This window comes from Kribbella swartbergensis (assembly GCF_054784135.1).
Map to the genome: position 1 here is coordinate 1 of NZ_BAAGPM010000010.1, position 26,568 is coordinate 26,568.

The 26,568-nt window shown below is 69.1% G+C and carries 21 protein-coding genes; 9 read left to right on the forward strand and 12 right to left on the reverse strand.

From position 1 onward, the window contains the following. Positions 1–1,065: 1,065 nt before the first annotated feature. Positions 1,066–2,040: a GlxA family transcriptional regulator gene (locus ACYVOK_RS06120; protein ID WP_460661265.1), complete on the reverse strand. Its 975-nt coding sequence runs from the start codon at positions 2,038–2,040 to the stop codon at positions 1,066–1,068. Positions 2,041–2,084: 44 nt separating this feature from the next. On the opposite strand from ACYVOK_RS06120, the gene ACYVOK_RS06125 reads away from it, so the two are divergent. Then, positions 2,085–2,372 (forward strand): hypothetical protein, encoded by a 288-nt coding sequence (locus ACYVOK_RS06125; RefSeq protein ID WP_460661266.1) that lies wholly within the window; start codon positions 2,085–2,087, stop codon positions 2,370–2,372. 108 nt (positions 2,373–2,480) lie between these two features. Continuing rightward, the gene (locus ACYVOK_RS06130) at positions 2,481–2,978 is read left to right on the forward strand and encodes an AAA family ATPase (protein WP_460661267.1); all 498 of its coding nucleotides are present in this window, start codon (positions 2,481–2,483) and stop codon (positions 2,976–2,978) included. On the opposite strand, the gene ACYVOK_RS06135 is transcribed toward ACYVOK_RS06130, so the two are convergent. Together ACYVOK_RS06135 and ACYVOK_RS06140 are read right to left on the reverse strand one after the other, a co-directional pair. Beyond that, positions 2,975–3,625: a hypothetical protein gene (locus tag ACYVOK_RS06135; protein WP_460661268.1), complete on the reverse strand. Its 651-nt coding sequence runs from the start codon at positions 3,623–3,625 to the stop codon at positions 2,975–2,977. The genes ACYVOK_RS06130 and ACYVOK_RS06135 overlap by 4 nt on opposite strands. Positions 3,626–4,006: 381 nt before the next feature. Further along, on the reverse strand, positions 4,007–5,059 hold the full coding sequence (locus ACYVOK_RS06140) for an aldo/keto reductase (protein WP_460661269.1): 1,053 nt from the start codon (positions 5,057–5,059) through the stop codon (positions 4,007–4,009). 108 nt (positions 5,060–5,167) lie between these two features. Here ACYVOK_RS06140 and ACYVOK_RS06145 point away from each other — a divergent pair, with 108 nt between their 5' ends. After that, on the forward strand, positions 5,168–6,133 hold the full coding sequence (locus ACYVOK_RS06145) for an AraC family transcriptional regulator (RefSeq protein ID WP_460661270.1): 966 nt from the start codon (positions 5,168–5,170) through the stop codon (positions 6,131–6,133). On the opposite strand, the gene ACYVOK_RS06150 is transcribed toward ACYVOK_RS06145, so the two are convergent. The 4 genes from ACYVOK_RS06150 to ACYVOK_RS06165 all read right to left on the reverse strand — a co-directional run bounded on the left by ACYVOK_RS06150 (position 6,130) and on the right by ACYVOK_RS06165 (position 11,842). Then, positions 6,130–9,255: a coiled-coil domain-containing protein gene (locus ACYVOK_RS06150; protein ID WP_460661271.1), complete on the reverse strand. Its 3,126-nt coding sequence runs from the start codon at positions 9,253–9,255 to the stop codon at positions 6,130–6,132. The genes ACYVOK_RS06145 and ACYVOK_RS06150 overlap by 4 nt on opposite strands. Before the next feature lie 61 nt (positions 9,256–9,316). After that, positions 9,317–10,039, reverse strand: coding sequence for a hypothetical protein (locus ACYVOK_RS06155; protein WP_460661272.1), 723 nt, complete (start codon positions 10,037–10,039; stop codon positions 9,317–9,319). Continuing rightward, positions 10,032–10,655, reverse strand: a complete 624-nt coding sequence (locus ACYVOK_RS06160; RefSeq protein ID WP_460661273.1) for a hypothetical protein — start codon at positions 10,653–10,655, stop codon at positions 10,032–10,034. The genes ACYVOK_RS06155 and ACYVOK_RS06160 overlap by 8 nt, the downstream gene beginning before the upstream one ends. Next, positions 10,652–11,842 carry a hypothetical protein gene (locus ACYVOK_RS06165; protein ID WP_460661274.1) on the reverse strand — a complete coding sequence of 397 codons (1,191 nt, stop codon included), beginning with the start codon at positions 11,840–11,842 and terminating at the stop codon, positions 10,652–10,654. The genes ACYVOK_RS06160 and ACYVOK_RS06165 overlap by 4 nt, the downstream gene beginning before the upstream one ends. A 325-nt stretch (positions 11,843–12,167) precedes the next feature. On the opposite strand from ACYVOK_RS06165, the gene ACYVOK_RS06170 reads away from it, so the two are divergent. From ACYVOK_RS06170 to ACYVOK_RS06180, 3 genes are read left to right on the forward strand one after another with little or no spacing between them, the layout of a single operon-like run. Then, the gene (locus tag ACYVOK_RS06170) at positions 12,168–12,962 is read left to right on the forward strand and encodes a TrmH family RNA methyltransferase (protein WP_460661275.1); all 795 of its coding nucleotides are present in this window, start codon (positions 12,168–12,170) and stop codon (positions 12,960–12,962) included. Between the two features lie 47 nt (positions 12,963–13,009). Continuing rightward, positions 13,010–13,990 (forward strand): GDSL-type esterase/lipase family protein, encoded by a 981-nt coding sequence (locus tag ACYVOK_RS06175; RefSeq protein WP_460661276.1) that lies wholly within the window; start codon positions 13,010–13,012, stop codon positions 13,988–13,990. 41 nt (positions 13,991–14,031) lie between these two features. Continuing rightward, a complete protein-coding gene (locus ACYVOK_RS06180) occupies positions 14,032–14,388 on the forward strand; it encodes an iron chaperone (protein ID WP_460661277.1) in 357 nt (118 codons plus the stop codon). A 159-nt stretch (positions 14,389–14,547) separates the two neighbouring features. Here ACYVOK_RS06180 and ACYVOK_RS06185 read toward each other — a convergent pair whose 3' ends face one another. From ACYVOK_RS06185 to ACYVOK_RS06195, 3 genes are all read right to left on the reverse strand, one after another. Next, positions 14,548–15,084: a hypothetical protein gene (locus ACYVOK_RS06185; protein WP_460661278.1), complete on the reverse strand. Its 537-nt coding sequence runs from the start codon at positions 15,082–15,084 to the stop codon at positions 14,548–14,550. A 267-nt stretch (positions 15,085–15,351) separates the two neighbouring features. Continuing rightward, positions 15,352–16,578, reverse strand: coding sequence for an SWIM zinc finger family protein (locus tag ACYVOK_RS06190; RefSeq protein WP_460661279.1), 1,227 nt, complete (start codon positions 16,576–16,578; stop codon positions 15,352–15,354). Next, positions 16,571–19,474 (reverse strand): DEAD/DEAH box helicase, encoded by a 2,904-nt coding sequence (locus ACYVOK_RS06195; RefSeq protein WP_460661280.1) that lies wholly within the window; start codon positions 19,472–19,474, stop codon positions 16,571–16,573. Before ACYVOK_RS06195 ends, ACYVOK_RS06190 begins: the two co-directional genes overlap by 8 nt. 41 nt (positions 19,475–19,515) lie before the next feature. Between ACYVOK_RS06195 and ACYVOK_RS06200 the strand changes: the two genes are divergently transcribed. Next, positions 19,516–20,490, forward strand: a complete 975-nt coding sequence (locus ACYVOK_RS06200; RefSeq protein WP_460661281.1) for a zinc-binding dehydrogenase — start codon at positions 19,516–19,518, stop codon at positions 20,488–20,490. On the opposite strand, the gene ACYVOK_RS06205 is transcribed toward ACYVOK_RS06200, so the two are convergent. After that, positions 20,487–21,821, reverse strand: coding sequence for a GGDEF domain-containing protein (locus tag ACYVOK_RS06205; RefSeq protein ID WP_460661282.1), 1,335 nt, complete (start codon positions 21,819–21,821; stop codon positions 20,487–20,489). The two genes, ACYVOK_RS06200 and ACYVOK_RS06205, sit on opposite strands and share 4 nt — an antisense overlap. Before the next feature lie 121 nt (positions 21,822–21,942). On the opposite strand from ACYVOK_RS06205, the gene ACYVOK_RS06210 reads away from it, so the two are divergent. Further along, positions 21,943–22,140, forward strand: a complete 198-nt coding sequence (locus ACYVOK_RS06210) for a DEAD/DEAH box helicase (protein ID WP_460661283.1) — start codon at positions 21,943–21,945, stop codon at positions 22,138–22,140. A 91-nt stretch (positions 22,141–22,231) separates the two neighbouring features. On the opposite strand, the gene ACYVOK_RS06215 is transcribed toward ACYVOK_RS06210, so the two are convergent. Beyond that, the gene (locus tag ACYVOK_RS06215; RefSeq protein ID WP_460661284.1) at positions 22,232–23,467 is read right to left on the reverse strand and encodes an MFS transporter; all 1,236 of its coding nucleotides are present in this window, start codon (positions 23,465–23,467) and stop codon (positions 22,232–22,234) included. Positions 23,468–23,993: 526 nt separating this feature from the next. Between ACYVOK_RS06215 and ACYVOK_RS06220 the strand changes: the two genes are divergently transcribed. Beyond that, positions 23,994–26,459, forward strand: coding sequence for an MXAN_6230/SCO0854 family RING domain-containing protein (locus ACYVOK_RS06220; protein ID WP_460661285.1), 2,466 nt, complete (start codon positions 23,994–23,996; stop codon positions 26,457–26,459). The last annotated feature ends 109 nt before the right edge of the window (positions 26,460–26,568 follow it).

Here is a 26,568-nt window from a genome sequence, read left to right on the forward strand (position 1 = left end):
GGGAGGTCGTGGGAGAGTAGGACGCCGCCGGACATTCACACTGTTAAGGGCCACCCCCACGGGGGTGGCCCTTAACAATTCCCCCACCACAACCACCCAACCAACTCATCCCTCCGCAGGGTCGCCGGCCAACCGCGGCGCCCAGGGCTTGCTGGGCCCGGGTGTCGCCGGCGACCGCGAGTGAGACCTGCCCCATTCCCCGGTTCCCCCGGCCCGCTTGGCGTGAGCGTCGTCGTTCGCCAACCGGTCGGACTGTGTCGGCAGGTGCCCGGCAGGGCCGGCTAGAGGAAACCGCCGACGGCCGGCTCGGACGGAGTGGGTTGGGCTTATGCCCACGCCCCCAGGCTCGTGTGGCCTCGTGATGCGCGATGGGTCGGCTGCGGGCCGGGCTGCGGGCTTCGTGGTGCGATGGTTGTGGAGCGTAGGGGAATCTGGTTGTAGGGCGATTGTCTGTCGTCTACTGCGGGCCGCAGTTCTGTTCACCAACTGCTGCCGTCCACCCGGACGGAGTCTTCCAGCGCAACGTCGCCAGGGGCGGCTGGTGGGCTGGCGCTACGTGCCGGGCCGAACGGGCTGAGTCGTGGGCTTATGCCCACGCCCTCGGCCGGGTGGTGGCCTCGTGATGCGCGGTAGCTCGGCGGCGGGGCTTTGTGGTGCGGTGGTTGTGGAGCGTAGGGCCATTTGGTTCGGGGGCGGTCGTGCGTCGCGTGCTGCGGCCGATCGTGCTGTTCACCAGCTGCTGCCGTCCATCCGGCTGGGACCTTCCGGCGCCACGTCATTTCGGGGCGGCTGCTGGGCCGGGGGCACGTGCCGGCTGGCATGGGAGGGTGTTGGGCTTATGCCGACGATCTGGCCACGGTGGTCTCGTGATGGGCGGTGGTTCGGCTGCCTGGGCTCGGGGTGCGCGACTGGGGATGTGCGGCGGAGGTGCTGACGGTGGTCTTGGCGCCTTGGGCTGGTGCGTGGGGCTCTGTGAGCGGTGCGGCTGGTGTCCGCTCCCCTGATCTGTGCGCGGTAGAGGTGGCCGCTGTGGTGTTTCTTGCGGGGTGATGCGTGGGTGAAGGGTCAGCGGGGTTGGAAGGTGCGGCGGTAGGTTTGGGGGGAGAGGGTTAGGCGGCGGGTGAAGTGTTGGCGGAGGTTGATGGCGGTGCCGAAGCCGCAGTGGGTGGCTATTTCTTCGATCGAGAGTGCAGTGGTTTCCAGGAGTTCCTGAGCGTGGCGTACTCGTTGGGTGAGTAGCCATTGCAGCGGGGTCATGCCGGTTTGTTCGCGGAAGCGCCGGTTGAGGGTGCGTGCGCTGACGGCGGCGTGACGTGCGATGTCGGCAAGTGTCAGCGGCTCACCGATGCGGTCGCGCATCCAGCGCATCGTCGGCTCGAGCGAACCGCTGTCAGCGGTGGGTTCCCGATGGACGATGAACTGAGCCTGGCCGCCGTCGCGCTGCGGCGGGATCACGACATGGCGTGCGACGTCGGCGGCGACCGCCGCGCCGAAGTCGTTCCGCACCATGTGGATGCACAGGTCGAACCCGGTCGCCCCCCCGGCTGATGTGAGAACCGCGCCTTCGTCGACGAACAACACATTGGCGTCGACCTCAACCTGAGGGAACCGTCGAGCCAGCTCGCCGGCTGACGTCCAGTGCGTCGTCGCTCGCCGCCCGTCGAGCAGCCCCGCTGCGGCCAGCATGAAGGCGCCGCTGCAGATCGATGCGATCCGCGCGCCGCGGTCGTGCGCCTGCCGAAGTACGTCGACGACGTCGGCCGGCTCGGTTTCCCTGCGTGCACCTGGCACGATCACTGTGTCCGCGGACAGCGCATCAGCCAGGTCGTACGGCGCCGCGAGCCGGAACATCTCCACGCCGCCGTGGCCGGTCACGACCACCTCAGGACGCTCGCCGCACACGATCACCTCGTACAGTGGCGCGCCGAACAGCGTGCCGTCCTCTTTGTCCTGTGAATGTGCGAGACCGAACACCTGCTCGGGGATCGCCAGATCAAGGCTGTTCACGCGATCGGCGACGACGACTGCGACACGATGCATGGCGACAATCTATCGGAGATGGGCATTGTTGCCACTGTCGATCGGTGCCGCACCTGACGACGATGATTTGCGTGCTCATCCTCATTCAAGTCGTCGTCAGCCTCATCGCGGTCGGCCTGTTGGCTCTGCTCGGCTGGCTGGCCGACAAACTGTCGCGCCCACTGGTCCCGCGTCCCGAGCGAAGCGTCGTACCCAACGAATCCCGGCGGACGCCACATCCGGTGCGCGAGGAGAGCACAGCGCCAACGCCGGTCAGCAAGCCGGTGCAGGCGCCGGTGTTATCTGGCGCGAAGGGCTGTTCGTATGGCGTATGCGGCGGCGCCGGCGGCTAATAGCACGCCTAGGAGTTGGAGGCCGGGGGAGTCGTCAGACTCGCCGTAGACGATGGCTGCGTGGCGGTGAGCGGTGTGGGCTTATGGGTCCTTCGTAGGGGTTCGGGTATGCGGCGTGGGGCGATGGTGCTGATCGGGGGGTTGCCGGGAGCGGGCAAGACGACTTTGGCTCGGCGCCTGGAGGCGGAGCGGTCGGGGATTCGGTTCACGCCAGACGAGTGGATGGAGCCGCTGTTCGGGGTGGGCGACGACGGTGGCCGGCGGTGGATTCTCGAGTCGCAGTTGCTCTGGGGCGTCGCTGCGCGAGCGCTATCCCTTGGTGTGGACGTGATCCTGGATTACGGGTGCTGGTCGGAGACCGAGCGGGATCTGTTCCGGAACCGGGCTCACGAGCTCGGTGCGGGCGCGGAGATCGTCGTACTGAATCCACCGCTGGAAGTGTTGTGGGAGCGGCTGGCGGCTCGGAATGCGGCGTTGTCCGAGGGGACGTTCCACATCAGCCGGGAGGAGTTGGAGCAGTTCAACTCCACGTACCAGGTGCCCGATGCGGCCGAGTTGGCGCGATGGGATCGCCAGGTCGTCGAGACCGACGTACCGAAGGATTAAGCCTCGGGGGCGATGCCGACGAGTGCGGCGGCGGCGCAAATGTGGACCGGGGTGAGGTCGGCCGGGGCGACTGGGGCTTGGAGGAGCGTGCCGCGTTCGAACGGGGTCAGTGCGATATCGATGCCGTGGGCACCGGCTACGAGACTGCGGACGTACGTCAGCCAGCCCATCATCGGGATCCCGCGCCGGAAGACGCCGGCCGCGGCGGCGAGTTCGGTGTCGGCGATGCTCGCCCACTCGGGTTCCCAGATCGTCACGATCGCGCGGAGGACCTGGGCGAAGCGGTCGGGCTGGGTCAGGGCGTCCTCGTCGCTCCAGTGCAGAGTGAGCTGGTCGGAGACGGTGGTGAGCGTGCCGCCCATCGACAGGTCGAAGAGCCAGGGGAGCTCACCCGTGCTTTGCAGGTGCAGGCGGGTGGTGCTCGAGCCGTTCGCGAGGACCTTGGTGGTCGCCTCGACCATCTCCTGGAGCGGTGTCGAGCCGTCCGCCTCGAGGACGTGGTAGCCCCAGCGCTCGTCCTGAGTCCAGACGTGTACGTCGGGGAACGCGACGGCGACTGCGGTCAGGGTACGGCCGACGCGGAGGGCTCGATGCTCGACCGACTCGTCACGATGAGTCCACTGGGCGCGGAGCAGCCAGGATGCCATTCACGCCCTCCGATCACGTGGCGGCCGGACCTGCCCGGCAGACGGTACGCCGGTCGTCAGGTGGTTGACCAGTGTTCCGCCTACTCGGCGTGAGCAGCCCGCGCGGCACTCCGGATGTTCCACCCGACCAGTGTGAAGCACTCCTGGGTCGATGCGCGGCACCGGGGTCCGGTTTTGGCAAATACACGACCGAAGTCACCACCTGGGCGGGCGCCCAGGGCGCCGGTAAGCACCGCGGCGTGGTGGTCGACGGTGTCTGGGTCAGGAGTACCGCCAGTATGTGGCGTGCTGGGGTGGTCAGGGATGTTGCCGCAGGCGTCCTCAGGGGTGTGCGGGCTGGGGTGGGGTTGTTGACGGGTCGGGGGCGACCCGTCGGGTGGGTTACGCGGCGGGGCGGGTTTGGGTGGGGCGGCGGCGGAGGTGGGGGTGGAGGATGGCTGGTGGGTTGTAGGCCATGTCGAGTCGGCCGACGTCGGTGCCGGGTGGGACGATCTCGTCGATCCGGTCGAGGGTTTCGTCGGTGAGGGTGACGTCGAGCCCGGCCAGGAGGTCGTCGAGGTGATCCATGGTCCGCGGGCCGATGATGGCGGACGTGACGCCGGGGTGGGCGATCGCGAAGGCCATCGCCAGGTGGGTCAGCGGCATGCCGACTTCCTTGGCAAGTTCGACGAGTTGCTCGACGGCGTCCAGGCGGCGTTCGTCGCGCAGGTGCCGGAAGCCGAACTGGGATCGGTGCGTGGTGTTCTGCTCGTCCTTTCGGTACCGGCCGGTGAGCAGTCCGCCGGCAAGCGGGCTCCAGACCAGCGCGCCCATCCCGAACTCCTCGACCACCGGCAGAACCTCGCGCTCGATGCCGCGGTTGAGGATCGAGTACGGCGGTTGCTCGGTGCGGAAGCGGATCAGGCCGCGCCGCTCGGCGATCCAGTGGGACCGGACGATGTCCGAGGCAGGCAGAGACGACGTACCGATGGCTCGGACCTTGCCGGCACGGACCAGGTCGGTGAGCGCCGAGAGCGTCTCCTCGAGATCGGTGTCGGGATCGGGCTGATGGATCTGGAACAGGTCGACGTAGTCGGTGTCGAGACGCCGCAGTGAGTTTTCCAAGGCGGTGATCAGCCAGCGGCGTGAGGCGCCGGAGCGGTTAGGCACGGCCGGAGTCGCGCCGGTCGGGTCGTAATCGACCGGGAATCGAGCCTTGGTGGCGAGCACCACGTCGTCCCGGCGGCCCTTGAGCGCCTTGCCGACAATCTCCTCCGACTCGCCGCGTGAGTACATGTCGGCGGTGTCGACGAAGTTGATGCCCGCGTCCAGCGCCTTGTGGATGATCCGGATCGAGTCGTCGTGGTCCGGGTTGCCGACGGCGCCGAACATCATCGCGCCGAGTGCATAAGGGCTGACCTTGATACCGGTCCGGCCAAGCGTGCGGTACCGCATAGGGATTCTCCTTGAGACTGTGGATGAGGTCGTCAAGCGTCAGTCTGCTCGGCTCCAGTCGGACTCTGAATAGTTGTCAGTTCGCGTTTCTTGCGCGAGAGTACGGAGGTGACCACTGATCAGCTGTCCGAGGTGTTCGACCTCGTCGAGGTTCGCGGGCTCATGTCGGGCGGTTTCGCGGTGCGCGGCCGCTGGGTGGCACGTACGACCCTCGGCGAGCCGCTGAAGTTCATCGCGATGGTGTCCGGCCGGGCGCGGTTGACCACCGACGGCATCGACGCGCCGATCGACCTGGAACCAGGCGACGTCGCCATCCTGAACAACCGGTCGTGGCTGGAACTCGAAGGCGGCACCGGCGACGGACCGCGCCGTGACGTCGTGCCTGAGGCGGGCTTTCCGTTCAGCGGCCTCGTCGGTGTCAACAGCGAGGTCGACGACGTCGTGCTCGGCGGCCGGATCGACCTCAACCCGGCCGGCCAAGCTCTCCTGCTGCAGGCACTCCCACCGGTCGGACACGTCCGCGGAGCGGCTGCCACGGCGGCCAACTTGCGCGGAAGTCTGCACCGGCTGTTCGACGAGGTGAGTGCCAACCGACTGGGTTCGGCGTTCGCGATCCGGCAGCACAGCCAGTTGGTGCTGCTCGAGGTACTGCGTGCCTACATCGACCAGGCCGAATTGCCGCCGGGCTGGCTACGGCTCCTGACCGACGAACGGTTGCGCCCGGCGCTCCGCCTCATGCACGCCGAGCCGGGCAAGTCGTGGGGACTTGAGGAACTCGCGCGCGCCGCAGTGATGTCTCGGACGTCGTTCGCCGAACGGTTCCGGACCGTGGCCGGCGTACCGCCGCTGACCTATCTCAACCGCTGGCGGATGCTTCTAGCCCAGCGCGCGCTGCGGGACGGCGATGTCAGCGTCGGGTCGCTCGCGTCCGACCTGGGCTACGCATCGGAGAGCGCCTTCAGCACCGCCTTCAAACGCGAGGTTGGCGAGTCCCCACTCCGCTACCGGCACCGCGTACGCAGCGACCTGTCCGACCACAACATCGCCCCCGTGGAGGCAGTAAGCGGACTCTAAGGCGTCAGCGTTGGGGCGGCGAGATCCAACGTGGGCGTCGGGCCTCGGTAGGACTCCAGCCAGGTGCGGAGGAGTTCCACTCGGGCGGCGTACTCCTCGTTGCCCTTGACCACCGGTGCCTGGTTGTACGGCATGGTGTCGGAGCTGCGGCGAAGTTTGACGTAGAGCCGCGACGACGCGAGGGCGTAGCGCTCCATGTCGTCCTGGAGGGCGCCGATCACCGTGATGTTGCGGTCGCGGCCGATCTGCTCGAACAGCGCGACAGCCTCGCGCCGGTGCTGGGAACCCAGGTTCCGGCCCAGTTCGTCGAGGATGAGCAGCAGTGGCCGGTCGGAGCCACCGGCGAGTGCGGCCGCGCACACCAGCTTGACCGCCTTCTCGTCCATTTGGGCGGTGTTGCCCTTCACGTTGAACGCGGAGAACGGGCCGCCCTCGGAACGGCGCCACTTGGGCGTGACCGTCCAGCGCCACGGTTTGTCGGGTTCGGCCGGCGGGTCGGGTTCGGGGAACTCGAGTTTCGCGCCGTACCCGCCGTACTGCTGGTCGAGCCGGTCGAACTCCTGCGACACCAGGCGGAGCCGCGCTTTGATGCCGTCGGCAAGGGATGCGCGGTGGGCGCGGGCGGTGCTCTCGGCCTCGGCGAGTCCTTCGCGGGCTCGTTCGAGGGCCGCGTTGCGTTCGGCGCGCTGGCTGGCGATCTGCTGTTGCTGCAGGCTGTCGAACGTCTCGTGCTGCGCGAGGTGGCTGCTCAACGTCCGGTGCAGCGCCGGCACCAGGCCGACACGGGCGCCCAGTGTGCCGTTCGTCCAGCCGTCCGGGCCGTTGAGGATCTCCCAGAGCTCGGTCGGGATCTCCTCGCGGGAGCGGGCGTTCGGGAAGCAGCGCCGGATGACGTCGTCGAGTTGCGTACAGGCCTGGTGGTTCCAGTCGGCCGTCGTACGGCGCTGGCCGTCGTCGGGGAGGCTGAGGATGAACTCCTCCGCCTCGGCCGGAGTCGACCCCCACGCCGTGGCCCGGGAAGTCAGGTCGAGTGACGTCTGCTCCTCGAGCAGTGCGAGCCGGCGGGCGGTCAGATCGTCGAGGATCCGCTCGTGGTCCCGGCGGGTCGCCTCGAGGTTCTTGAGCCGTTCGTCGCGGACGAGTTGCTGGCCGGCGGCGGCCTCGGCCGATTCCTTCGCCGCCTGGAGTTTCGGCGCGAGCGAGTCGCGGTCCGATTCGTGCCGGTCGATCGTCTCGCGCAGCGCGAGGATCTGCTCCTGCACCGATTCGGCGTCGGCGAGTGCGCGGGCGGCCGCGGTACGGCGTTCCGCCTGCTCGACCCGGGCTCGGGCCTGCTCGAGCGCCGCGGATGCGACCGCACGCGCCTCCACTGCCGCGTCCAACCGGCGGCGAGCGGCCTGGATCCGCGCGGTCCGGCCGGTCAACGGCTCGTCGAACTGCCCGACCGCGACGACACCGGCGACGTCGTCGATGTTCTCCTTGGTCGCGCGCTCACCGATCGCCGCGAAGAACCCGTCCAGGCGGAATCGCTGGTCGGCCGACTTCGGCCCTCGCCTGCTTGCCGTGCGAGCGGTGTCGGGCCGATTCGCCAGCACCAGCAGGAATCCGGCGTACCCCGCGTCGGCCAACGCGGCCGATGCGACGGCAGCGTCGCCGAAGTCGATGACGACAGCTTCCCGGTACGGCGCGAGCCGCGGCTCCCACTCGGCACGCTCCGACTCCGGCAACTCGGTGATGTCGGTCAGCGCACCGCACTCGATGCCGGCCGTCTCCAGCACCTGTTGCTGCGGCGCGGACACGGTCTGACCGCTCTCGGCCTCCCGCAGCTCGGCGGTCGCGACGTCGACCGCGGACCGTGCGGCATGGTCGCGGCCGATGTGCTCCTCGAGGACGGCGCGGGCCTCGTCCTGCTCCCGGGCGGCCGCGGCGAGATCCCGGCCGTCCGCCGAACGTCCCGCCTCCAGCAGACGCCGGTGCTCCTGGCCGAGCCGCTCGAGCTGCTCGCGAATCGAACGCTGCGCAAGGTCGAGCTCACGGTCCCGCGCGTCCAGCTTGTCCCGCTCCTGCCGGGTCAGCTGGACGTCCCGGAGCAGGCCCTCCTCGTTGCCAAAGGCATCGATCTCGGCGTCGATCGCCTCCCGCCGGGCCTCCTGCTCCACGACCCGCTCGTCGAGTATGGCGAGCTCCTGCAGGATCTCGGCGTTCCGCGCGTCGCCGTCGATCAGGTGCCGGGCGCACCGCGCCCGCCAGGACTCCTTCGCCGCAGCCAGAGCCTCACGGGCCGCCGCGCGTTGCTGGATGCCGGCCTCGACGGCGGCCATCTCCTGCTCCCACCGCTGCAGATCGGCCGTCGCCTGCTTGGTCGCCTCGCGCTGGGTGTGCTCGGCCGACCGGTGCGCCTGCTCCTGCTCGAGCTCGCGATCGAGACCGGTCAGCGTCGCGATCGCGTTGAAGATCCGCGCCGGGCCGAGTTCGTTCAGCGGCTCGGCGAGCAGGTTCGCGGTCGGGCTCGACCGGACCGAGGTCGACAGGAACGAGACGCATCGCACCCGGCCGCCGTACAGGACGGTGGACAGTTTGTTGGCGTGGAAGTCGGTGCGGCCGTTCGAATGCGGCAGCGCCGCCCACAGCGCATCGGCACCGGCGGCCCGCTCGGCCTCGGTCGCGCCGTACGGGACGTGCAGGCCGTTCGTCCAGCGCAGGTCGATGTACGACGCCTTGCGGTTGATCCGGATCCACACGGTGATCGCGGCCGCCTCGATCTCGGCGAGGTCGGTCAGATCGGGGTCGGAGAACACGCCGACGATGTACCCGCGGTCGACGTTGGACCAGTTGCCTTCCTGGCCGGCCGCCTCCGCGGTGAACAGCAGCTCGGCTGCACCCGGCGCACCGCTGGTCAGGCGCCACTGCTCGTCGGCGTGCAGCAGGCTGAGCGCGGCGATCCATGACGACTTGCCGGCGCCGTTCGAGTCGGTCGGGCCCTGGCCGGCGACCGTGACGAGGCCTTGGCTGACCATCGGGATCGGGTGCGTGGACAGGCGTGACAGGTCGACGACCTGTACGCCGAGCAGCACCTTTGATCCGAGAATGTCGAACGGGCCGTCCTCCACCGTAGTGCTCATCGACAGCCTCGCTTCGCTCCGGGCGCGGCTGAGAGTCGGCTGAGGTCCTCGCTCCGCTCGCTCATGCGTTTCCTTCCCCGGGGTCGTTCGTCGTACGGCGCTCTGCCGCCTGCTCGGTCGATGTCGTACTGCTGGTGCTGTCCGCCTTGTCCCAGGTGCCGTTGCGGGCACGGATCGCTTCCGCGATCGGGCTGGCGGGGGCAGCGGCCAGGATGAGCTGGTCCTGGAGACGCCTTCGTGCGGCAGGCGTGAGTCGCTGAAGCTGCGGGCCCGGGAGGTAACTGGGGCCGCCCGAGTGATCGCCGGACAGTTGGATCAAGCCGGCCGCTCGCAGTCGCTGGAGGGCAAGGCGCCGTTCCTCGCCGCTGATCTTCGTGGTCCGGAGCTCGTCGACGGTGGTCGGGCGAGCCGACTGCCAGCTGTCACCGGTCAGGATCCCTTCACTGCGAGGGATTGCGACCGAGTGGATCAGCACGAGCACAAGGACAGCGCGGTCGACGACCGACAACGGCTGCCAGCCCTGCGCGGTCAGGGTCGCTGCGATGTCGTCGGCATAGCCCGCGGTCCAATGCGTGCCGTCGACATGCACGAGAGTCCGACCGATCAGCTTGAGCATCTTCTGGACATGTCGGCGAAGCGTCACGTCGCGCAGCCCGGCCAACTGCACCTCGGCCACTGGGTGCGCCGCGTACTGCACCGCGCTGAAGGCAGCCAGCACCTCGTCTCGCGCCCGATCGCCCAGATCCTGCAGCAGCGGATCGAACAGCACGTGTTGCTCAGTCATCCGCCACCTCCGCAGGCAGCGGGTCCGTTTCAGGCTCCGGAGCTGGAGCGCTGGTCAAGACCGCCGGCGGCGGCTCGGGAAGATGGCGGCAGAGGTCTCGGAGCGTGGCGAGGTCGGCGGCGCTCCACGTGATGACGCGTGGGCCGAGGCGGACTTCGCCGGCCTTCTCGTTCCACAGCAGCCAGTGGGTGGCGTGCAGCCGGCGAAGACTTCCGATGATGAGGGTCAGGTCGCTCGACTGTTCGGGTCGCCCGCGCATCCCGGCGTACACCGACCTGACCTGTGCGAGCGTGCCGACCGATCCGGGCCATGCCGGCCCGCTCCGGTCGGTCCAGCAGCAGGCGACGCAGATCGACAGGACGCGCGCCGTCTCGTTCGGCTGCTCGACTGCAACCGGGGGAGTGCCCAGCTCCTCCAGCACGGCGTGACCGGCGCCGGAAGGCAACGTCGGCACCAGCCAGACAGTGGAGCCGTCCGGTGAAGCGGCCCGCGTGAGGCCCGCCACGGCAGGCGTGTCCGGCGGGACCTCCAGTGGCCCGGCCGATTGCACCTTCGCCCACCACAACGCGTTGTGCAGCCGACGCTCGACGGCCTCCGACGATGACGGCGTGCTCATCGCGTCACCCGCCTGAACACACCCTCGGTCGCCCACGGCGTCCCGGCGCCGGGGTCGATCCGCATCCCGTCCGACCACACCAGCTCGTAATCGAGCTCGTCATGCAAATGCGCTGCCGTCAACTCGGCCAGCACGCGGCGGGCCGTGATCCAGTCCCCGGCGTCGTCGACCACCTCGACGATGTTCACCGCGTCGCGGCCGGCGAGCACTCGCTCGGCCTCGGCCCGCAAGTCCTCGCGGTCCGTCGCGGCCGCGGACTCCGGCGCGACCGCGTCCTCTGTGGGTCGCGGCGGCGCCATCCGGGCGGTCCCGCTCCGGCGGCCGGTCTCGACCGCCTCCACCATGGTCTGGGGCGAGAATTCCGGTGCGGCGGCGTCGAACAACAGCCCGTCCAGGACACTGGCGAGCACCTCAGGCTCACTGCTTCGCGTGAACGTCAGCCAGGTCTCGATCGGGAGCAGTCCGAGCGCGCGCGTCGTACCGGCTCGTTCCACCAGGCGGCCGGCGGCGAGCTGCACCGCGTCGGCGTACGCGGCCAACGCCATGCGGAGCGACGTACAGGCGCGGTGCAGCGAGGGCCAGCGCTCCAGCACGATCCGGTGGACCTTCTCCGCCTGCTCGATCAGCCGCTCGTTACCCCAGGCGAGCTGCGCGTTCTCCCGCAGTTGTGCCGTCGTGCTGGTGGAGACCAGGATCGCGAGCTCGTTGCCTAGCAGGCGGAACACCTTGGTCAGCCGCTCGATCGAGGCGAGGCCGTCGTCCTCGGTCGCGCCCGGGTCGCTCACACTGTGCGCCTCGAGAGTCAGCAGCTGGTGCAACTCCGCCTGACCGCCCTGCACCGACATCCGGCGCAGGAACATCAACATGACGTACGGCGCGAACGCGGCCCGGTGACGCAGTTCGTTCGGGCGGTCGACCAGCTTGGTGATGGCGCCGTACTGCCGGAGCACCTCGAAGCGGCGGACGATCACGTCGTGGGGGTACGCCCGGCACGCCAGCGTGGCCTGCTCGACGGTGAGCCCGTCGGAGCCCGCCTCGGCGAACGCGTCGAGGATGGCCTGGTCGACGTCGAGCAGCTCCGGGTCGACGATCATGGCGCCGGCCTCGCGGGCGAGCACAGCGAAGACCTGGCGGTAGACGCGCAGTACGGCCGCCTCGGCCTCGGCGTCCAGCAACGTCGCGTCCATCGCACTCCTCCCGTGTGGTACGGCGGCCCCCGCGAGCGACCGGCAACCAGAGAAGGGACTCTAACCATCCGCACCGACAGACCAAAACCCGCCTGCCGCCAGCCTGTGGACAACCACGAGGCACCCCGTAGACCGGGCCGGCCGAAAATCGGGTGACGGCTGGATGGGGCGTACTTACGATCCGAAGTGTGAAGAGAATCCTTGGCTGACGCGGTCCAGGAAGACCGCGGCCAGTTACGGCGCCTTCGGGCGTTCGCCACGCCGGTGCGGGCCCATCACAGGGCCCCCGGCGCGCTTGCTGATTCTCTCCATCCGGAGCTTGCACATGACCGTGCAGAATGCGCGTCCCATCGGCGCGCACCACCCGTCTGTCCGCGACCTGCTCACCGTCCGCAAGGACGGCGCACCCGGTCGGATCATGATCGAGGGCAGGTGGGAACACGACCGCCTGCTCGCCACCAAGACCCCGATCGACACCTTCTTCTGGTGCCCCGAGGCGAGTACGACGTACGCCGCCGAGCGGATCGCCGAACGTGCCACCGAGGTCTACCGCATCTCGGAGAAGCTGCTGTCCCGGCTGGCTCGCAAGACCCGGTCGGACGGCCTGATCTCCGTCGTACGACTGCCGGTCTGGCAACCGCACACCTTCCGCTTCACCAACTCGTCGCTCGTGCTGGTCGCCGACGGAGTCGAGTACGCCGGCAACCTGGGCACCCTGATCCGTACGGTCGACGCGGCCAACGCCGACTGCCTCGTCCTGACGAGCAGGCGAGCACGGCCGAGTCACCCGGCCGTGTACTCCGCCAGCCGCGGAACGGTCCTGACCACGCCTGTCCTGGAGTTCGACGAGGTCTCACAAGCCGCCAGGTGGTTACGCGGTCACGGCTTCCGCGTGCACCTCGCCGATCCGGCGGCGACCGGTAGCTACCGTTGCCGTGCGTACGACGGCCCCACCGCTTTCGTCGTCGGCTCGGAGGGCAGTGGGCTGTCGAAGGCATGGCACGAGCAGGGGTGTGAGGCGGTGTCGATCCCGATGCTCGGGCAGGCGGACTCGCTCAACGTCGCACTGTCGGCCGGCATCCTGCTGTTCGAGGCGCGGGCTCGCAAAGACGGGTGGTGAGCGGCCAGGCAGAATGGCCGTCGCCACCGAAGTCAAAGGAGTCAGACGTGCCGTTCGAGCCCGGTGAGGTCGTCGCCCCCGGAGATCCGCGCATCGTGCTGGAGGGCCAGTGGGGTCACCAGCCAGGGCTGGCGGTGACCGTCAACTCCGGCTCGCGCATCTCGTTCTCGTTCGCGGGGGAGCGGCTGCAACTGCTCTTCGACACGACCGGCCTCACCGTCGCGCCACACCTGTGGATCACCGTCGACGACGGTGAGCCGGCCTTGCACCTGATCGAGAACCCGGTGATCGAACTGTCCGCACCGGACGGGCGCCACCAGGTCCAGATCGTGGTGAAGGACGTCAACGAACACGTCAACCGGTGGAATCCGCCGTTTGAGTGCGCTGTCGTGTTCGCCGGACTCGTGCTGGACGTGAACAGCCGGCTGCGGCTCAGCGGTCGGCCGGGCGGTCCGCGGCTCGAGTTCTACGGGGACTCGATCACGCAGGGCGTGCTGGCGCTCAGCACCCATCCGGAGTCCGAGGGAGCCGACGGTAGGGCGTCGTACGCCTATCTGACCGCGCGGGCCTTCGGCGCCACGTCGTACCAGGTCGGCTTCGGGCGGCAGGGCGTCCTCCGGCCGGGGAACGGCGAGGTGCCGCCGGGGATCGAGTCGTTCGGCTGGAACTTCGCCGGGTCGCCGGCCGAACGGGTGGAGCCGTCCGACGTGGTCGTGATCAACCTCGGGGTGAACGACGAGACGCTGAAACCCGAGCAGTACGCCGACTACGTGAAGCGGGTGCGGACGGCGTACCCGGGGACGACGATCGTGTCGGTGACCCCGTTCAGCGGTAAGCACGCCGACGTGATCACGGCGGCGGTCACGTCGCTCGACGACCCCGACCTCGTCCTCGTCGACTCCACCGGCTGGATCACCGAGGCCGACACCACCGACGGCGTCCACCCCTCGGTCTCCGGCCACGCGAAGATCGCCGACCACCTCGTCACCGCCCTCGAAGCCCACACCTCCCTCCGCCGCCGCTCCTGAGCACCTTGCCGGGACCGGGGTCCCTCGTCACGATGACTGGTATGGCGGAGAACAAGTTCACGAGCGTGGACGAATACATCGCGTCGTTCCCGGCCGACGTCCAGGAGGTCCTGGAGGAAGTACGGCGTACCGTCCACGCCGTGATCCCGGATGCGGGCGAGAAGATCAGCTACCAGATGCCGACCATCACCCTGGACGGCAAGCCACTGCTCTACTTCAGCGCCTGGAAGGACCACATCTCCATCTACCCGATCCCACCCGTCGACGATGCCCTCGCCGCCGACATCGCGCCGTACCGCTCCGGCAAGGGCACCCTGAAATTCCCCCTCACCAAACCCATCCCATACAACCTCATCACCCACCTGACCCAAGCCTTCCTCACCGCCCGCATCACGTGACTCAGCGCCCGTAGGCCGGCTCGATCGCCCGGGCGAGCATGACCACGGGACCTGGGGACGTGTTCGGATCGGGGGCCACGAGGATCGTGACGAAGGTCTGCTTCCTCGTGCGGAACGTCAGATATCCATTGCTCCCTTGCCAACCCTCGGCACCCACGGTCACGCGATGCGCGTGGAATGCGTCCTTCGTGTGGATGAAATCCGAGGAGGCATCGGAGCCGAGGCCCCGGAGCGGATGTGGACAGCCCGGGTGGCCGAACCCCATTGACAGAACAGGTAGCCGTCGACGACGGCGTCTCGCCGTACGACCGCCTTCGTGCCGAGAATGTGCTCGGCCGCCGCGGTGCCGCGCGCGCACTCGGGTAGCTCGATGACCGCCGGGGCCGTTGGGATCCCGTCGGGCAGCGTGGTGATCGTGCGCGCAACGGCTTTCAGCTCCTCCAGTCCGTGTCCGCCCCACATGGCGGCGACTCTGATCAGCCGGTCGCCGGTCCGGAAGGTGATCCACGGGGCGGCCGCGGCCGGGTCGATCGCCCAGGAGTCCGGCCCGAGTCCGCCGTCGACGACTTTGGCGACGGAGTACGTCGCGACCTGGCGTTCGTCCTGCTTCCGGGCCTCGGCGGCCTGGGCGGTGCTCATCGGGAGGACGGACACCGAGATCCGGATGCCGTGGGTCAGATCTGCGGAATCGATCAAGGTGCAGCGGTCAGCCGGTGGCGTGACGAGGTTGGGCTTGAAATTCTCGAGCTTCCAATCGCCGGTCAGGGTCGGGCGTACACGTTCACAGAGGTTGCCTGTTGGCTGGGGGTTGGTTGTGGTCTGCTGGGTGGGGGAATCACACGCGGTCAAGCACAGCAGGACGAGTGCGCAGGCGATGGTGACAGCTCGGCGCATGTGTGGACCCTCCCCAGGAACGTACGTCGGCCGAAGCCTAGGGCCTCTCCCATCGGACGAGAAATCGCTCTAGTCCGTCAGTAGGTCCCGTGGATCGGGGGAGGGTGGGCGGGTGAGGGTCCAGTCGTTGAAGTGTTGGTCGAAGCGGTACCAGAGGCCGTCGGGGCCTAGGCGTAGTTGGGTGCGGCCTGCGGTGATGCGGTTGGCTTCGGCGGTGCCGCCCAGGGCGGCCAGGCCTTCGGCGAGGGCTTCCGGGTCGATGTCGGTGGGTTCGTCTATGGTGGCAAAGAGGCCGCCGGGGCCGGCTTGGCGCCAGGCCGCGGCCCAGCTGGTGAGTTGGCGTGCGGAGACGCCTGCCCGGTGAGCGAGGTCGGCCAGCTCGGGAGTGCCCAGGAGAAGCGAGGCGCGGCGGGCGAGGTCCTGGTCGAAGGTGAGGTGTATGCCGGCGTCGCCGTCTCCGGACGCCAACTCCCAGGCACGGTGGGCGGCGTCGGTGGCCAGGGCCACGAGGTCGCGTACGTCGACGCCGGAGGAACGTGGTGGGGCCAGCGCTTGGACGGCTGCCGGTATCCCAGGTGAACCCATCGGTCGAGGCGGCACAGGCAACGCAGCAGGACGTGCCTCAGCGGAATGGAAGGCCTCTTTGGCGACAACGCCCGGCGGCGGCGGTTGAGGCACAGACGCACTCGTTGTGGCGCGGCGTGATCGCAGCGCAGACAGCAGTTCGTCGCGCCGCCGCCCTCGAAGGAGCAGGAGCGCAAACGGGTCGTCGTCCAGGGCGTCCGCAACCAGGTAGCACACGGCGGCCGAGTGTTTGCACGGTACGGCGAAGTCCGGGCAACTGCAGTTCGTCAGCACCTCGCCGGCGCCCGGCAGCAACTCCAAACCGGCGGCGTGGACATCGTCGACCACCTCAGGTGGAAGCTCGCCGTCAAGCAGCGCAGCCACTCGGCCGATCTGAGACGACATCACGTTGAGGACAGCGTCCCACTCGGCGGCCGTGAAGGCGCGGATCCGAACCGTCACCTGGTACGGCGTGACACGACTGCCTTGCACCACGGCCTCGACCGCGCCAGGTGAGACCGTCAGCTCGAGGACACTCCCGCGACGTGCATACGACCGACCGCGCGACAGCCGGCCCGGATCCAGCCGAGCCCGGTGTTCCAGCGCCTCAAGCCACGCCCGACCCCACCACGTCGCCCCGAACGGCCGCCGGCTGCCAGGCCCCTTCGCCGCAGGCAGTCCGGCGTCTTCACCCTTCTGCCGCCACCCCTGCCACGGCACCCGCTCATTCATCGTCCTCACCTCCGCCGACAGGAGCGGATTTGCCAACAGCAGAGGGGTTGTAGGCGCTCGCGGAGCCCAACTTCACCGGGCCACTCGACAGCTCGACGAGCTCGGTCAGCTCGGCGTCGGACAGCTCGCTGAGCCAGGCCTCACCCGAACCGACGACCGCGTCGGCCAGGTCGCGTTTGGCCGCGATGACGGTGGAGATGCGGTCTTCGAGCGTGTTCTCGGTGACCAGGCGATGCACTTGGACCGGTCGGTCCTGGCCGATCCGGTAGGCGCGGTCGGTCGCCTGGTCCTCGACGGCAGGGTTCCACCAGCGGTCGTAGTGCACCACGTGGGTCGCCCGGGTGAGCGTCAGCCCGACACCGCCCGCCTTCAAGGACAACAGGAACACCTGCGCCTCGCCGGCCTGGAACTGCCCGACCAGTTCTTCTCGCTTCCGCACGCCGATCCCGCCGTGCAGGAACAACGTCTTGATCCGCCGCGCCGCCAGATGCGCCTCGATCAGCCGGCACATTTCGACGTACTGGCTGAAGATCAGCACCGACTCGCCCTCGGCCAGGATCACGTCGAGCAGTTCGTCGAGCGCGGCCAGTTTGCCCGATCGGCGCTCCAGCGGACCCGGCTCGTGCAGGAACTGCGCCGGATGGTTGCACACCTGCTTCAACTGGGTGAGCAGACTGAGCACCAGCCCACGCCGCGCGATCCCTTCGGCCGATTCGATCTTGGCCAGCGTCTCCTTGGCCACGGCCTGGTAGAGCGTGGCCTGCTCCACGGTCAGCGGTACGACGACGTCGTGCTCGGTCTTCTGCGGCAACTCCGGCGCGATCCCCGGATCGCTCTTCCGCCGGCGCAGCAGGAACGGCCGCGTCACCCGGGCCAGCCTGGCCGTCGCCTCCTCGTCGTGATACCGCTCGACCGGTACGGCGACATCGTGCCGGAAGCGGTCCAGTGTCCCCAGTAACCCCGGCGCCGCCCAGTCCAGGATCGACCACAGCTCGGACAGCCGGTTCTCCACCGGGGTCCCGGTCAGCGCGATCCTGGTTGCCGACGGCAACGTCCTCAGCGCGCGAGCCGTCCGGGACAACGGGTTCTTCGCGTGCTGGGCCTCGTCCGCGACCGCGAGGCCCCAGAACACCTCCCCCAACACCTGATGGTCCTGCCGCACCACGCCGTACGTCGTCAGCACCACCTCGTCCGGAGCCAGATCGCTCAGCGTCCGCCCGGCACCGTGATACCGCCTGGTCGGCACGTCGGGCGCGAACCGGTCGAACTCACGCTCCCACGTCCCGAGCAGTGTCGACGGGCAGACCACCAGTGTCGGACCGCGCCCCCGCAACTGAAGGTGCAGCGCGATGACCTGGATCGTCTTGCCCAACCCCATGTCGTCCGCGAGGCACCCACCCAGGCCAAGCTCGGCAAGCTGCGCCATCCACGCGACGCCTCGCCGCTGATACTCCCGCAACGTCGCGTGCAATCCGGCCGGCTCGGCGTACGGCGCGGGCTCCTCGACTGCTCGTAGCCGTGCCAGCATCGACGCCAGTGATCCGTTCGCGTCGAAGGCGACCAGTTCGCCGTCGACCTCGATGGTCCCGGTCAGCGCCGCACCGAGCGCCTCCGCGCCGGTCAGCTTCCGGGTGCCGCCTCGCCGGAGCTTGCGGACCACCTCGTGGTCGACCCGCACCCACCGCCCGCGCATCCGGATCATCGGCCGCTTCGCCTCCGCGAGCGCCGCCACCTCCTGCTCGGTCAGCTCCTGTCCGTCCAGCGTCGGCCGCCAGCGGAACGCCACCAGTTCGTTGAGATTGAAGTCCGGTCCGGTGACCGCTCCCGGCGTCGGTGTCGCAACCGTCCCCCGCACGGCCAACTCGCCCGCGAACAACTCCGCCGGCCAGAGCACCTCGATCCCGGCGCCCTCCAACGCCGTACTGCCCTCGGCCAGCTCCTCCAGTGCCGCGTCGTCGACCGCGACCTCGGATGGAGCCGCATCACGTAACGCGGCACCCAGCGGCGGCCACACGCGAGCCCCACGCCGCAAGGCCAGCAGCAGGTCGGTCTCGGCCCGCTCGCCCAGCGCGGCAAGGACGGCGGCGGGTGCGCTCCACACATCCTGGACGTCCACCAACAGACTCGGATCGACACCGCTGCGCAGCTGCAGCACCGCTCGGAACTCGTCGTCCTCCTCGGGCGGCTCGATTCGCAAGACCAACCGTGCACCGGCCTGCTCGCTCTGCGCGGTCTCCTCCAGCCACGCAGTCGGCCCGGTCACCTCGATCGGATCCGCCGCCGCGAACGGCGCCGCACCCGCCCGCACGGCCACAGCCGCCGCCGGTGTCCGGACCAGCGTGTCCGCGATCGCATCCCAGAACGCCCGCACCAGCTGCTCCGGATCGACCAGCCGCACCGGCCGCGTCCCCTCGATCGGCAACGCATACGCGTACGGCGGCATGGCGGAACCGAGGTTCTTCAACCAGCCGCGGTCCAGCGGATCCAAGGGCGCCACCCGCCAGGCGCCGTACCCCTCAGGGCTGCGGTCCGGCACCAACCGTCCGCGCCCGATCAGTCCCAGCCCGGCCAGAGCCGCGGTCCGCCAAGCCTCCCAACTGGGCGAACCGGCATCCTCGTTTTCCAGTCGGTCAAGGACCTCCGGGACGGTCAGCAACCGTGCCGGCGTCGTGGTCCGCCGCACCTGCGAACCCTTGGGCAGCACCAGTTCCACCGTCCCGTCGGCGACCTCGCCCGCTCCCGTGAGGTCGCCGTACAGCGCCAGCCGGCCCGCGCGCGGCGGGTCGGCCGGGACGAAGACGGCGTCGAACATGCCCTGCACAGTACGCCGGACCGCCGACAGATTCCCGTCGTCACCGAGCGCCTGTGGACAACCGGCCGACTTGACCTCAACCATAGTTGAGGATGCAGGCTCGCATCACCGTGAAAGGAGCAGTGATGCGAGCAGCAGTTGTCACCCAGTTCGGCGACGCCGGGGTGATCAAGACCCAGGACTGGCCCGACCCCACGCCAGGTGCCGGTGAGGTCCTGGTCGAGGTCGCGGTCGCCGATGTCATCTTCGTCGAGACAGCCATTCGCCAGGGCCTTCACAGCGAGTTCTTCGACGTGAAACCGCCGTACGTCCCCGGTGGTTCACTCGCGGGCACAGTCCGTGCCGTCGGCCCGGGTGTATCGCCCGACTGGGTCGGCAAGACCGTCGTTGGCCGCGCACCCGGCTTCGGTGCGTACGCCGAACTGGCCCGTGCGGACGCCGCCGGTCTTGTCGAAGTCCCACCCGAACTCAACCTCGAGACCGCGATCGCCGTCTTCAGCGACGGTCTCACCGCTCTCATGCTCGAAGAACTCGCGCCACCGATGCAGGACAAGGACGTGCTCGTCACCGCCTCCGCGGGCGGAATGGGTCTCCTCCTGATCCAGCTTGCCCACAAGGCAGGAGCACACGTCGTCGCAGCCGCGCGCGGACAGGCGAAACTCGACCTCAGCAAGGCCCAGGGTGCCGATGTGGTGATCGACTACTCCAAGCCCGGCTGGGAGAAGTCGGTGCTCGAGGCAACCGGCGACCGCGGCGCCGACATCGTCTTCGAGGGCGCCGGCGGTGAGCTCGGCGCGACCGCGTTCACCGTCGTCAAGGACGGCGGCTGGTTCTCCGCACACGGCGCCCCGAGCGGCGACTTCGCGGCGTACGACGCCGACGAGGCCGAACGACGCGGGATCACGGTGAAGGGGATCCACGACCTCAGGGCCGGCACCACCGGTACGACGGTCACAGGCGCCGATGTGATCGCCCGAGCCGTCGCCGGGGATCTCAGGCCGGTGGTCGACCGCGTCTACGACCTCGACCACGTGGCCGACGCCCACATCGCGCTCGAGCAGCGCACGCTGCTCGGCAAGGCACTGATCAGAGTGCGTTAGTCGCCGACCGGCTGGTCTGTTTGCTCGGTGACGGCAGGCGGGTTCGGGCGGGCCGCGACGATCCGGTTCCGCCCGTCCCGCTTGGCGCTGAGCAGCGCGTTGTCGGCTGCGAGCACCAGTTGGTCCATGGTGTCCGCGACGTCCGGGTACACCGCCGCGCCGAACGACGCCGGTACGCCGGTGATCACCGCAGTGGATGCGCTGGCCGTCTCCACCGACACACTGAGCGTGCTGAGCCGGTCCCGGATCCGCTCGGCCACTTCCAGCACCTCGCCCTCGGAGGCACCCGGCAGCAGCACGGCCAGCTCGTCCCCACCGACCCGAGCGACCAGATCGCCCTGGCGGACCTCCGCACGCACGCTCTCGCCGACCGCACGCAGCGCCTGATCCCCAGCGGGGTGGCCGTAGGTGTCGTTGATCTCCTTGAACTTGTCCAGGTCCAGCATCAGCAGACCCACCGAACTGCGCAGGGTCTCCGCACGAGCCAGCTCAGCAGGCACGGCGCTGGCCCAGTAGGCCGGAGTCGCCAGACCGGTCTTCACGTCGGTCCCAGCGGCCCGCTGGAACTGCGGCAGCAGCAGGTCGCGGTGCAACGCCAGCACCGTCACCATCAGGATCGGCACCACCCAGGGGTACGACGCCTGCAGTGCGGCGACCGCTACACCCAGGCCGAGGCCGGCCACGACCACCAGCTGGTCGGCGAGGTCTCCGAGGGCGCCACGAGCGGTGGCGTCGGGGGAGGAGAGCAGGATCGCGCCGATCACCAGCGCGAAGTTCACCAGCCACCAGGTCGCCGCAGCACCAACCACGACCAACAGGCTCCACGGCCCGGTCGGCACGCGTGGCTCAGTCATCAGCCCACCACCGCGCAGCACTGCGGCCGCGGCAGCGCTGGCCAGGATGAACGTGCTCGCCGAGAACACTTTGCGGTGCGCAATGGTCCGCCCGTAGACCCGGATCCAGGAGTACCCGTACGACAGCACGACCAGCGCGACCACCAGGCTCAGCGGGAGCAACAGCAGGCCGGCGAAGACCCAGAGGCTCTTCAGGTTGGTGTACGGGGAAGTGTTTGCCGCCATCTCGCGTCGCCGCTCGATTCCGCGGGCAGACTCCAGGTGAAGCACCGAGGCGGCCGCCAGCACCGCGAAGGCGACCCACTCGGTCGGCCTGACGCCGGTTCGGGCGCCGGAGACCGTCGAGGCCAGAGCCAAGGCGGTGATGATGACTGCGACAGCGTCGACGCCGAGCACATAGCTCAGCGCAGGACGCGGCAACGACCAGAGCTTCCATTGGCGGGGTGGCACCCAATTGCTCCGACCGATCAGAATCATGGTGGCCTCACACGGTTAGACCTGAGCGGTTATTCCGTAATAGTAACTGCCCGTTCACGTGAGGTCATCCCCAGCCCCACATAAATCCATCCGACGGATGGCGAAGGAAGGATCCAGCACCATGTCGAAGATCAGCACCGGCAACGAGTGGTTCAACGGCGGCAACGAGTGGTTCACCGGCTCCGGGAACGAGTGGTTCCACGGTGGGAACGAGTGGTTCCGCGGCGGCAACGAGTGGTTCACGCAGAGTGGCAACGAGTGGCTGCGCCGGCTCGGCCGTTCCGGTAACGAGTGGTTCACGAACGGTAACGAGTGGTGATCTGACGGATATTGCCGAAATTTCTTAACCGACATTTTACGGAGCCTCGTCCGGAGATATTCCCTGAATCTCCGGACGCTCGCCCCGGCCACTATTTCTCCGGGGAGCCGGTCCCGGCCCGGCGGGCCCGTGTCCAGGCGGTGCCCGCCGCCAGGGCCGCCACCGCGCCCACGGTCCCCATGATGCCCAGTGCGACCGACGGCGACGACTGGTCGGCGATCAGTCCGGCGAGGAGGATGCCGATGCCCTGGCTGCTCTTCAGCGCCGTGCTGGCGACTCCGAACGCCTGGCCCCGCTGTGCGTCCGGCACGGCCTGAACGAAGGCTGCGCTGGTCGGCAGGTGGTACGCCGACGCCAGTCCGGAGACAGCCCACAGAGCCACTGTGGGCAGCAGCCCTGGCGTGAGGAAGCAGGCGATCAGGGGTGCGCAGGCGAGGACTGCAAGCGGTCCCAGCAGCCGCATCCGCCGCTCGGGCGGCCAGAGCGTGATCAACCACATGCCGGCGACAGCACCTGCGGGACTCGCGGCCAGCAGCAGTCCGGCCGCTTTCGGTCCGCCACCGATCTCGTGCGCGTAGGGGACCGCCAGGCCTTCAACCGTCACGTAGAACCCTGCGATGGTCGCCAACACGACCAGTGCGCGCAGTTTCGGCGTACGTGTGACCAGTGAGATCCCGGCGGTCAGGTCCTTGAAGTAGCTGCCGGGTGGCTCATTGGTGTCACGGGCCGGCGCGGGACGCCGCCGTACGCCGACGGCTATGAGTGCCGCGGACAGCAGGAAGGTGACGGAGTCCAGCAACAGGCCGCCTGACGTACCGACGGCCACCACGATGACCCCACCGGTGCCGAAGCCGAGCACCTGGCTGAACTGCACGACCATGTCGTTCGCAGCCTTGCCGAGCACGTAGTGGTCGCCTGGCAGTACGACGGGGAGCGTGGCGGCCCGTGCCGCGTTGAACGGCGAGCCGAAGGCCTGCAGCGCGAGCAGAAGCAGGATGACGACCAGCAGCGGCAGGGCCTGAAGCGCCATGGCTGCAACGAGAACAGCGCGCGCCAGGTCGGTGATGATCATCACGGTACGGCGCGGGTAGCGGTCGGCGAACCCGGCGAGCAGCGGCCCGAACAGCAGGTCGGGCACATAGGTCAGGGCGTAGGTGAGCGCTGTCAGCCCGGCAGAGCTGGTGCGGTCGAAGACCAGCACCGACAACGCCACGCGGGCCAGCTGGTCGCCCGCGACGGACAGCACGCCGGCCAGGAACAGCGCCCTGAACTCGGCGTGCCCGAACACGTCCCGCCAGCGGGCACGCTCGATCACCCCACCCTCCATACCCCAGACCCTAACCACTATCCGTGGTCCGACACCTCCCGGCTGTAACTGAAAGGGTTTCCCTGCACCGGGAACCGGCTGGTTCAAGGGTTTGATGGCGGCGCATCAGTGCCAGATCGGGAACCCGGTGGTTGTCGATTTGGATGAACGTTCTACTCTGGAGATCTCTGGTACCGGGGTCTGGGCGGGGCGGCCCCGACCCTGGTGCCGGAGCTTTTCTCTGTCTGGGGCCGGCCACCGCAAAATGCCTGGCCGGGGCGGTGGGGCGGGCGCGGCAAAGTGTCGGTGGCCCCCGGTAGCGTTCTCGGTGCCAGGGGCGGCTCCTGGACGTGCTTCCTTCTCCTTCACCAGGCCATGTAGCGCGTTCGCTCTCCGCCCCTGGCGCCTTCATCCGTGAAGTCACGGGAGACCGCTGGGGAGGAGCCGCGATGCCGGATCAGCACGCGCAGGCCGCCGTACTGCTGCGCCGCCTGCGGATGGTGGATCCGGCCACGCTCGCACCGCCGGTCCGGCGTTCGGCCTGGCAGTGGCTGCGTCGGCCGCTCACCATCCAGTCGGGTCTGTCAGCGCTGCAGGCCGACCTGATCCAGCGAGGCTTCCTGCTGTCCGTCGGGCTGTACCGGCACTGCTCCGGTCTGTCGGCGCCCGCTCTCGCCGGTTCGGCCGTGCCCTGCTCGACCTGCTCGACGCGGAGTCCGGCCATGACCAGCGGCATGTCCCGTTGTTCCGTGGTTTCCCGGAGAGCGTGCCGGGCGACACCGAGGCGTTTTACGTCAACCGGGTCTTCGCGCGACTGCTGCAGGAGCCGGAGCAGCCGTGTGTGCTGTGCGGCGACACGAAGTCGGTCCACGCTGTCTCGCCCTGCGCGCACCTGGTCTGCCGGACGTGTTGGGACGGCTCGGATTTCAGTGCCTGCCCCCTGTGCCTGCGCCGGATCGATCCCGACGACCCGTTCCTGAAGCCGTCGTTCGACGAGGTGCAGCCTGCACACGTGCGCTCGGACCGCCTGCGGCTGCTGACCATGGCCTCGGCCGACGCGGTGCAGTCCACGGTCAATGCACTGCTGGTACGACGCTCGCCCCTGTCGGCCGCGGATCGTGCCGACCTACAGGTGCTGCTGGCCGAAGCGGACCCGTCCTGGCTGCCGGACGAGATCCCGGTCCGGGAGACCCGGGCGCTGGTTCTTGCCCACTTCCTCGCCGACCATCCCGAGCTGATCGACCGGGCCGGTACGGCGACCGACGTACTGCGTCTCCTCTACGCCTTGATGGATGCGGACCCCGGCCTGCGGACGCCGCCGGTCCGTCGACGGTCATTGCCGCGGGCAACTCGGCGGCTGGTGCTGGGGCGGCTCGACCGGTTGCCGGCCGAGACGTTGATCGAGGACATGCTGCGGCACGAGCGGGCCTGGAAGCGGATCGCGGAGAACCTGCACCCGCTCGAGTTCGCGACGCGCTATCCCCGCGCCGCGCTGGCGTTCGCGGTCGTACGACGTACCGATCTCGATCTGAGCACCGCGGCCGGACGTGCGGTCGCGGGCGAGGCCGCTCAGCACCCGTTTGTCCGGGTGGACGGCGGCCGGCTGACGACTCGCACGTTCGCGTCCCGGCTCGAGGACGCGTTCCTGTCCAGGCCGGGTCATGCGCTTGATCTGTTGCGGCAGCGGCCGGGCGAGTTGGTGCGGCGACTGGTTCAGCTGGCGCGAGCCCTGCCGTCGGATCAGCACGGTGCGCTCGTGGACGCGCTGACGACGGCGGTCTCGGAGGTCTCGCCGGTCGTGCTCACCGCGGCGCTCGGTCAGGTGCGTACGCCGCCCGGCGAGTTGCGGCTGTTCTTTCCGCGCGGTGGGACGGCGCGGATCTGGACGACGGTCGACGACCGGGAGCCGTTGCCGGCCGAGCTGGCGACCGCGTTGTCGGGCGTACTGGTCGGCGAGATGTTGCGCCGGGCAACGGGTCTGCCGCGGTTGCGGCGGGTGTTCCTGGACGAGGAGCTGACCCGGCTGGCGGCTCCCGGTTCGGAGCGGGGCGCGTCGTCGACGCTGCTGCGGATGACCCGGGGGAGTGCCGTGCCGATCCCGCAGGACGAGTTGCTGCGGTTGTTCCTGCACTGGGTCGAGCCGGCCGGGCGGCGGGTGGATCTCGATCTGTCGGTCGCGGTGTTCGACGAGGAGTGGGGTTTCGTCGGGTTGTGCGACTACACGCGGCTGCGGTTCGACCAGGATGCGTTGGTGCACTCGGGCGATCTGACCTCGGCCCCGGGTCCGCAGGGGTCGACCGAGTTCGTGGACCTGGATCTGCGGGCGGTGCGGCGCGTCGGTGGCCGGTACGTGCTGCCGGTGGTGTTCAGCTACAACAACGTCCCGTTCGACGAGCTCGAACGCGGTTTCGCCGGGGTGATGCGGCAACCGACCGGGCTCTTCGACCCGGCCGCCGTCGAGGAGCGGTTCGACCTCGCCGGGCCGGCGAAGATCCTGCTCCCGTTCGGAGTGGATCTGCTGACGAAGGAGCTGCGCTGGTACGACGTCAACCTCAGCGCAGCCGGGTACGGACACAACATCGCCAAGTACGGCGGTCATCTGGCGCTGATGGCGGCGACGCTGGAGGAGGTGCACGGCGCCGGGGATCGGGTGAGCCTGTGGGAGGTCTGCTGCTGGCACGCTGCCGCCCGCACCGACGAGGTCGCGGTCCGGTGCGCCGACGGTTCCGTGGTCGGCTACCTGCGTCAGACCGGTGAGGATCTCTCGGCTTTCGCTCGCCGGGTCACCGCGCGGCTGGAGCCGGACCGGGTGTGGGACCAGGAGGCCGCCGAGCAGTCCGACTTCGCCGCCCTACTCACCGGGGACATCACGCCACGCCCCGGCGCGCAGGTGTACGCGCTTCATCCGCAGTTGCTCGACCCCGCCACGCACACGCTCGTCGACGCGCCGCACTTGCTGAGCGCGCTGGCTCCTGACTCGCGTGCGCACACGCCGGCGGCGCTCCCGAGCTGAGATTCGGCGGCCGGTCCGGCCGGCTGAGAGGAGTTTGACAATTCTGTGACGCTGCGCGCCTGGGTCCTTTGGCTGGCTCCGCCGCAGGAGTACAACGGAAGTGACTGCG

What these genes read in the sequence shown, in the direction of transcription:
- ACYVOK_RS06215 (WP_460661284.1), bottom strand. Translation starts at nt 23,467, where the DNA reads ATGGAGGGTGGGGTGATCGAGCGTGCCCGCTGGCGGGACGTGTTCGGG.
- ACYVOK_RS06200 (WP_460661281.1), top strand. Translation starts at nt 19,516, where the DNA reads ATGCGAGCAGCAGTTGTCACCCAGTTCGGCGACGCCGGGGTGATCAAG.
- ACYVOK_RS06180 (WP_460661277.1), top strand. Translation starts at nt 14,032, where the DNA reads ATGGCGGAGAACAAGTTCACGAGCGTGGACGAATACATCGCGTCGTTC.
- ACYVOK_RS06210 (WP_460661283.1), top strand. Translation starts at nt 21,943, where the DNA reads ATGTCGAAGATCAGCACCGGCAACGAGTGGTTCAACGGCGGCAACGAG.
- ACYVOK_RS06130 (WP_460661267.1), top strand. Translation starts at nt 2,481, where the DNA reads ATGCGGCGTGGGGCGATGGTGCTGATCGGGGGGTTGCCGGGAGCGGGC.
- ACYVOK_RS06190 (WP_460661279.1), bottom strand. Translation starts at nt 16,578, where the DNA reads ATGAATGAGCGGGTGCCGTGGCAGGGGTGGCGGCAGAAGGGTGAAGAC.
- ACYVOK_RS06140 (WP_460661269.1), bottom strand. Translation starts at nt 5,059, where the DNA reads ATGCGGTACCGCACGCTTGGCCGGACCGGTATCAAGGTCAGCCCTTAT.
- ACYVOK_RS06155 (WP_460661272.1), bottom strand. Translation starts at nt 10,039, where the DNA reads ATGACTGAGCAACACGTGCTGTTCGATCCGCTGCTGCAGGATCTGGGC.
- ACYVOK_RS06170 (WP_460661275.1), top strand. Translation starts at nt 12,168, where the DNA reads ATGACCGTGCAGAATGCGCGTCCCATCGGCGCGCACCACCCGTCTGTC.
- ACYVOK_RS06150 (WP_460661271.1), bottom strand. Translation starts at nt 9,255, where the DNA reads ATGAGCACTACGGTGGAGGACGGCCCGTTCGACATTCTCGGATCAAAG.
- ACYVOK_RS06205 (WP_460661282.1), bottom strand. Translation starts at nt 21,821, where the DNA reads ATGATTCTGATCGGTCGGAGCAATTGGGTGCCACCCCGCCAATGGAAG.
- ACYVOK_RS06160 (WP_460661273.1), bottom strand. Translation starts at nt 10,655, where the DNA reads ATGAGCACGCCGTCATCGTCGGAGGCCGTCGAGCGTCGGCTGCACAAC.
- ACYVOK_RS06195 (WP_460661280.1), bottom strand. Translation starts at nt 19,474, where the DNA reads ATGGTTGAGGTCAAGTCGGCCGGTTGTCCACAGGCGCTCGGTGACGAC.
- ACYVOK_RS06135 (WP_460661268.1), bottom strand. Translation starts at nt 3,625, where the DNA reads ATGGCATCCTGGCTGCTCCGCGCCCAGTGGACTCATCGTGACGAGTCG.
- ACYVOK_RS06165 (WP_460661274.1), bottom strand. Translation starts at nt 11,842, where the DNA reads ATGGACGCGACGTTGCTGGACGCCGAGGCCGAGGCGGCCGTACTGCGC.
- ACYVOK_RS06120 (WP_460661265.1), bottom strand. Translation starts at nt 2,040, where the DNA reads ATGCATCGTGTCGCAGTCGTCGTCGCCGATCGCGTGAACAGCCTTGAT.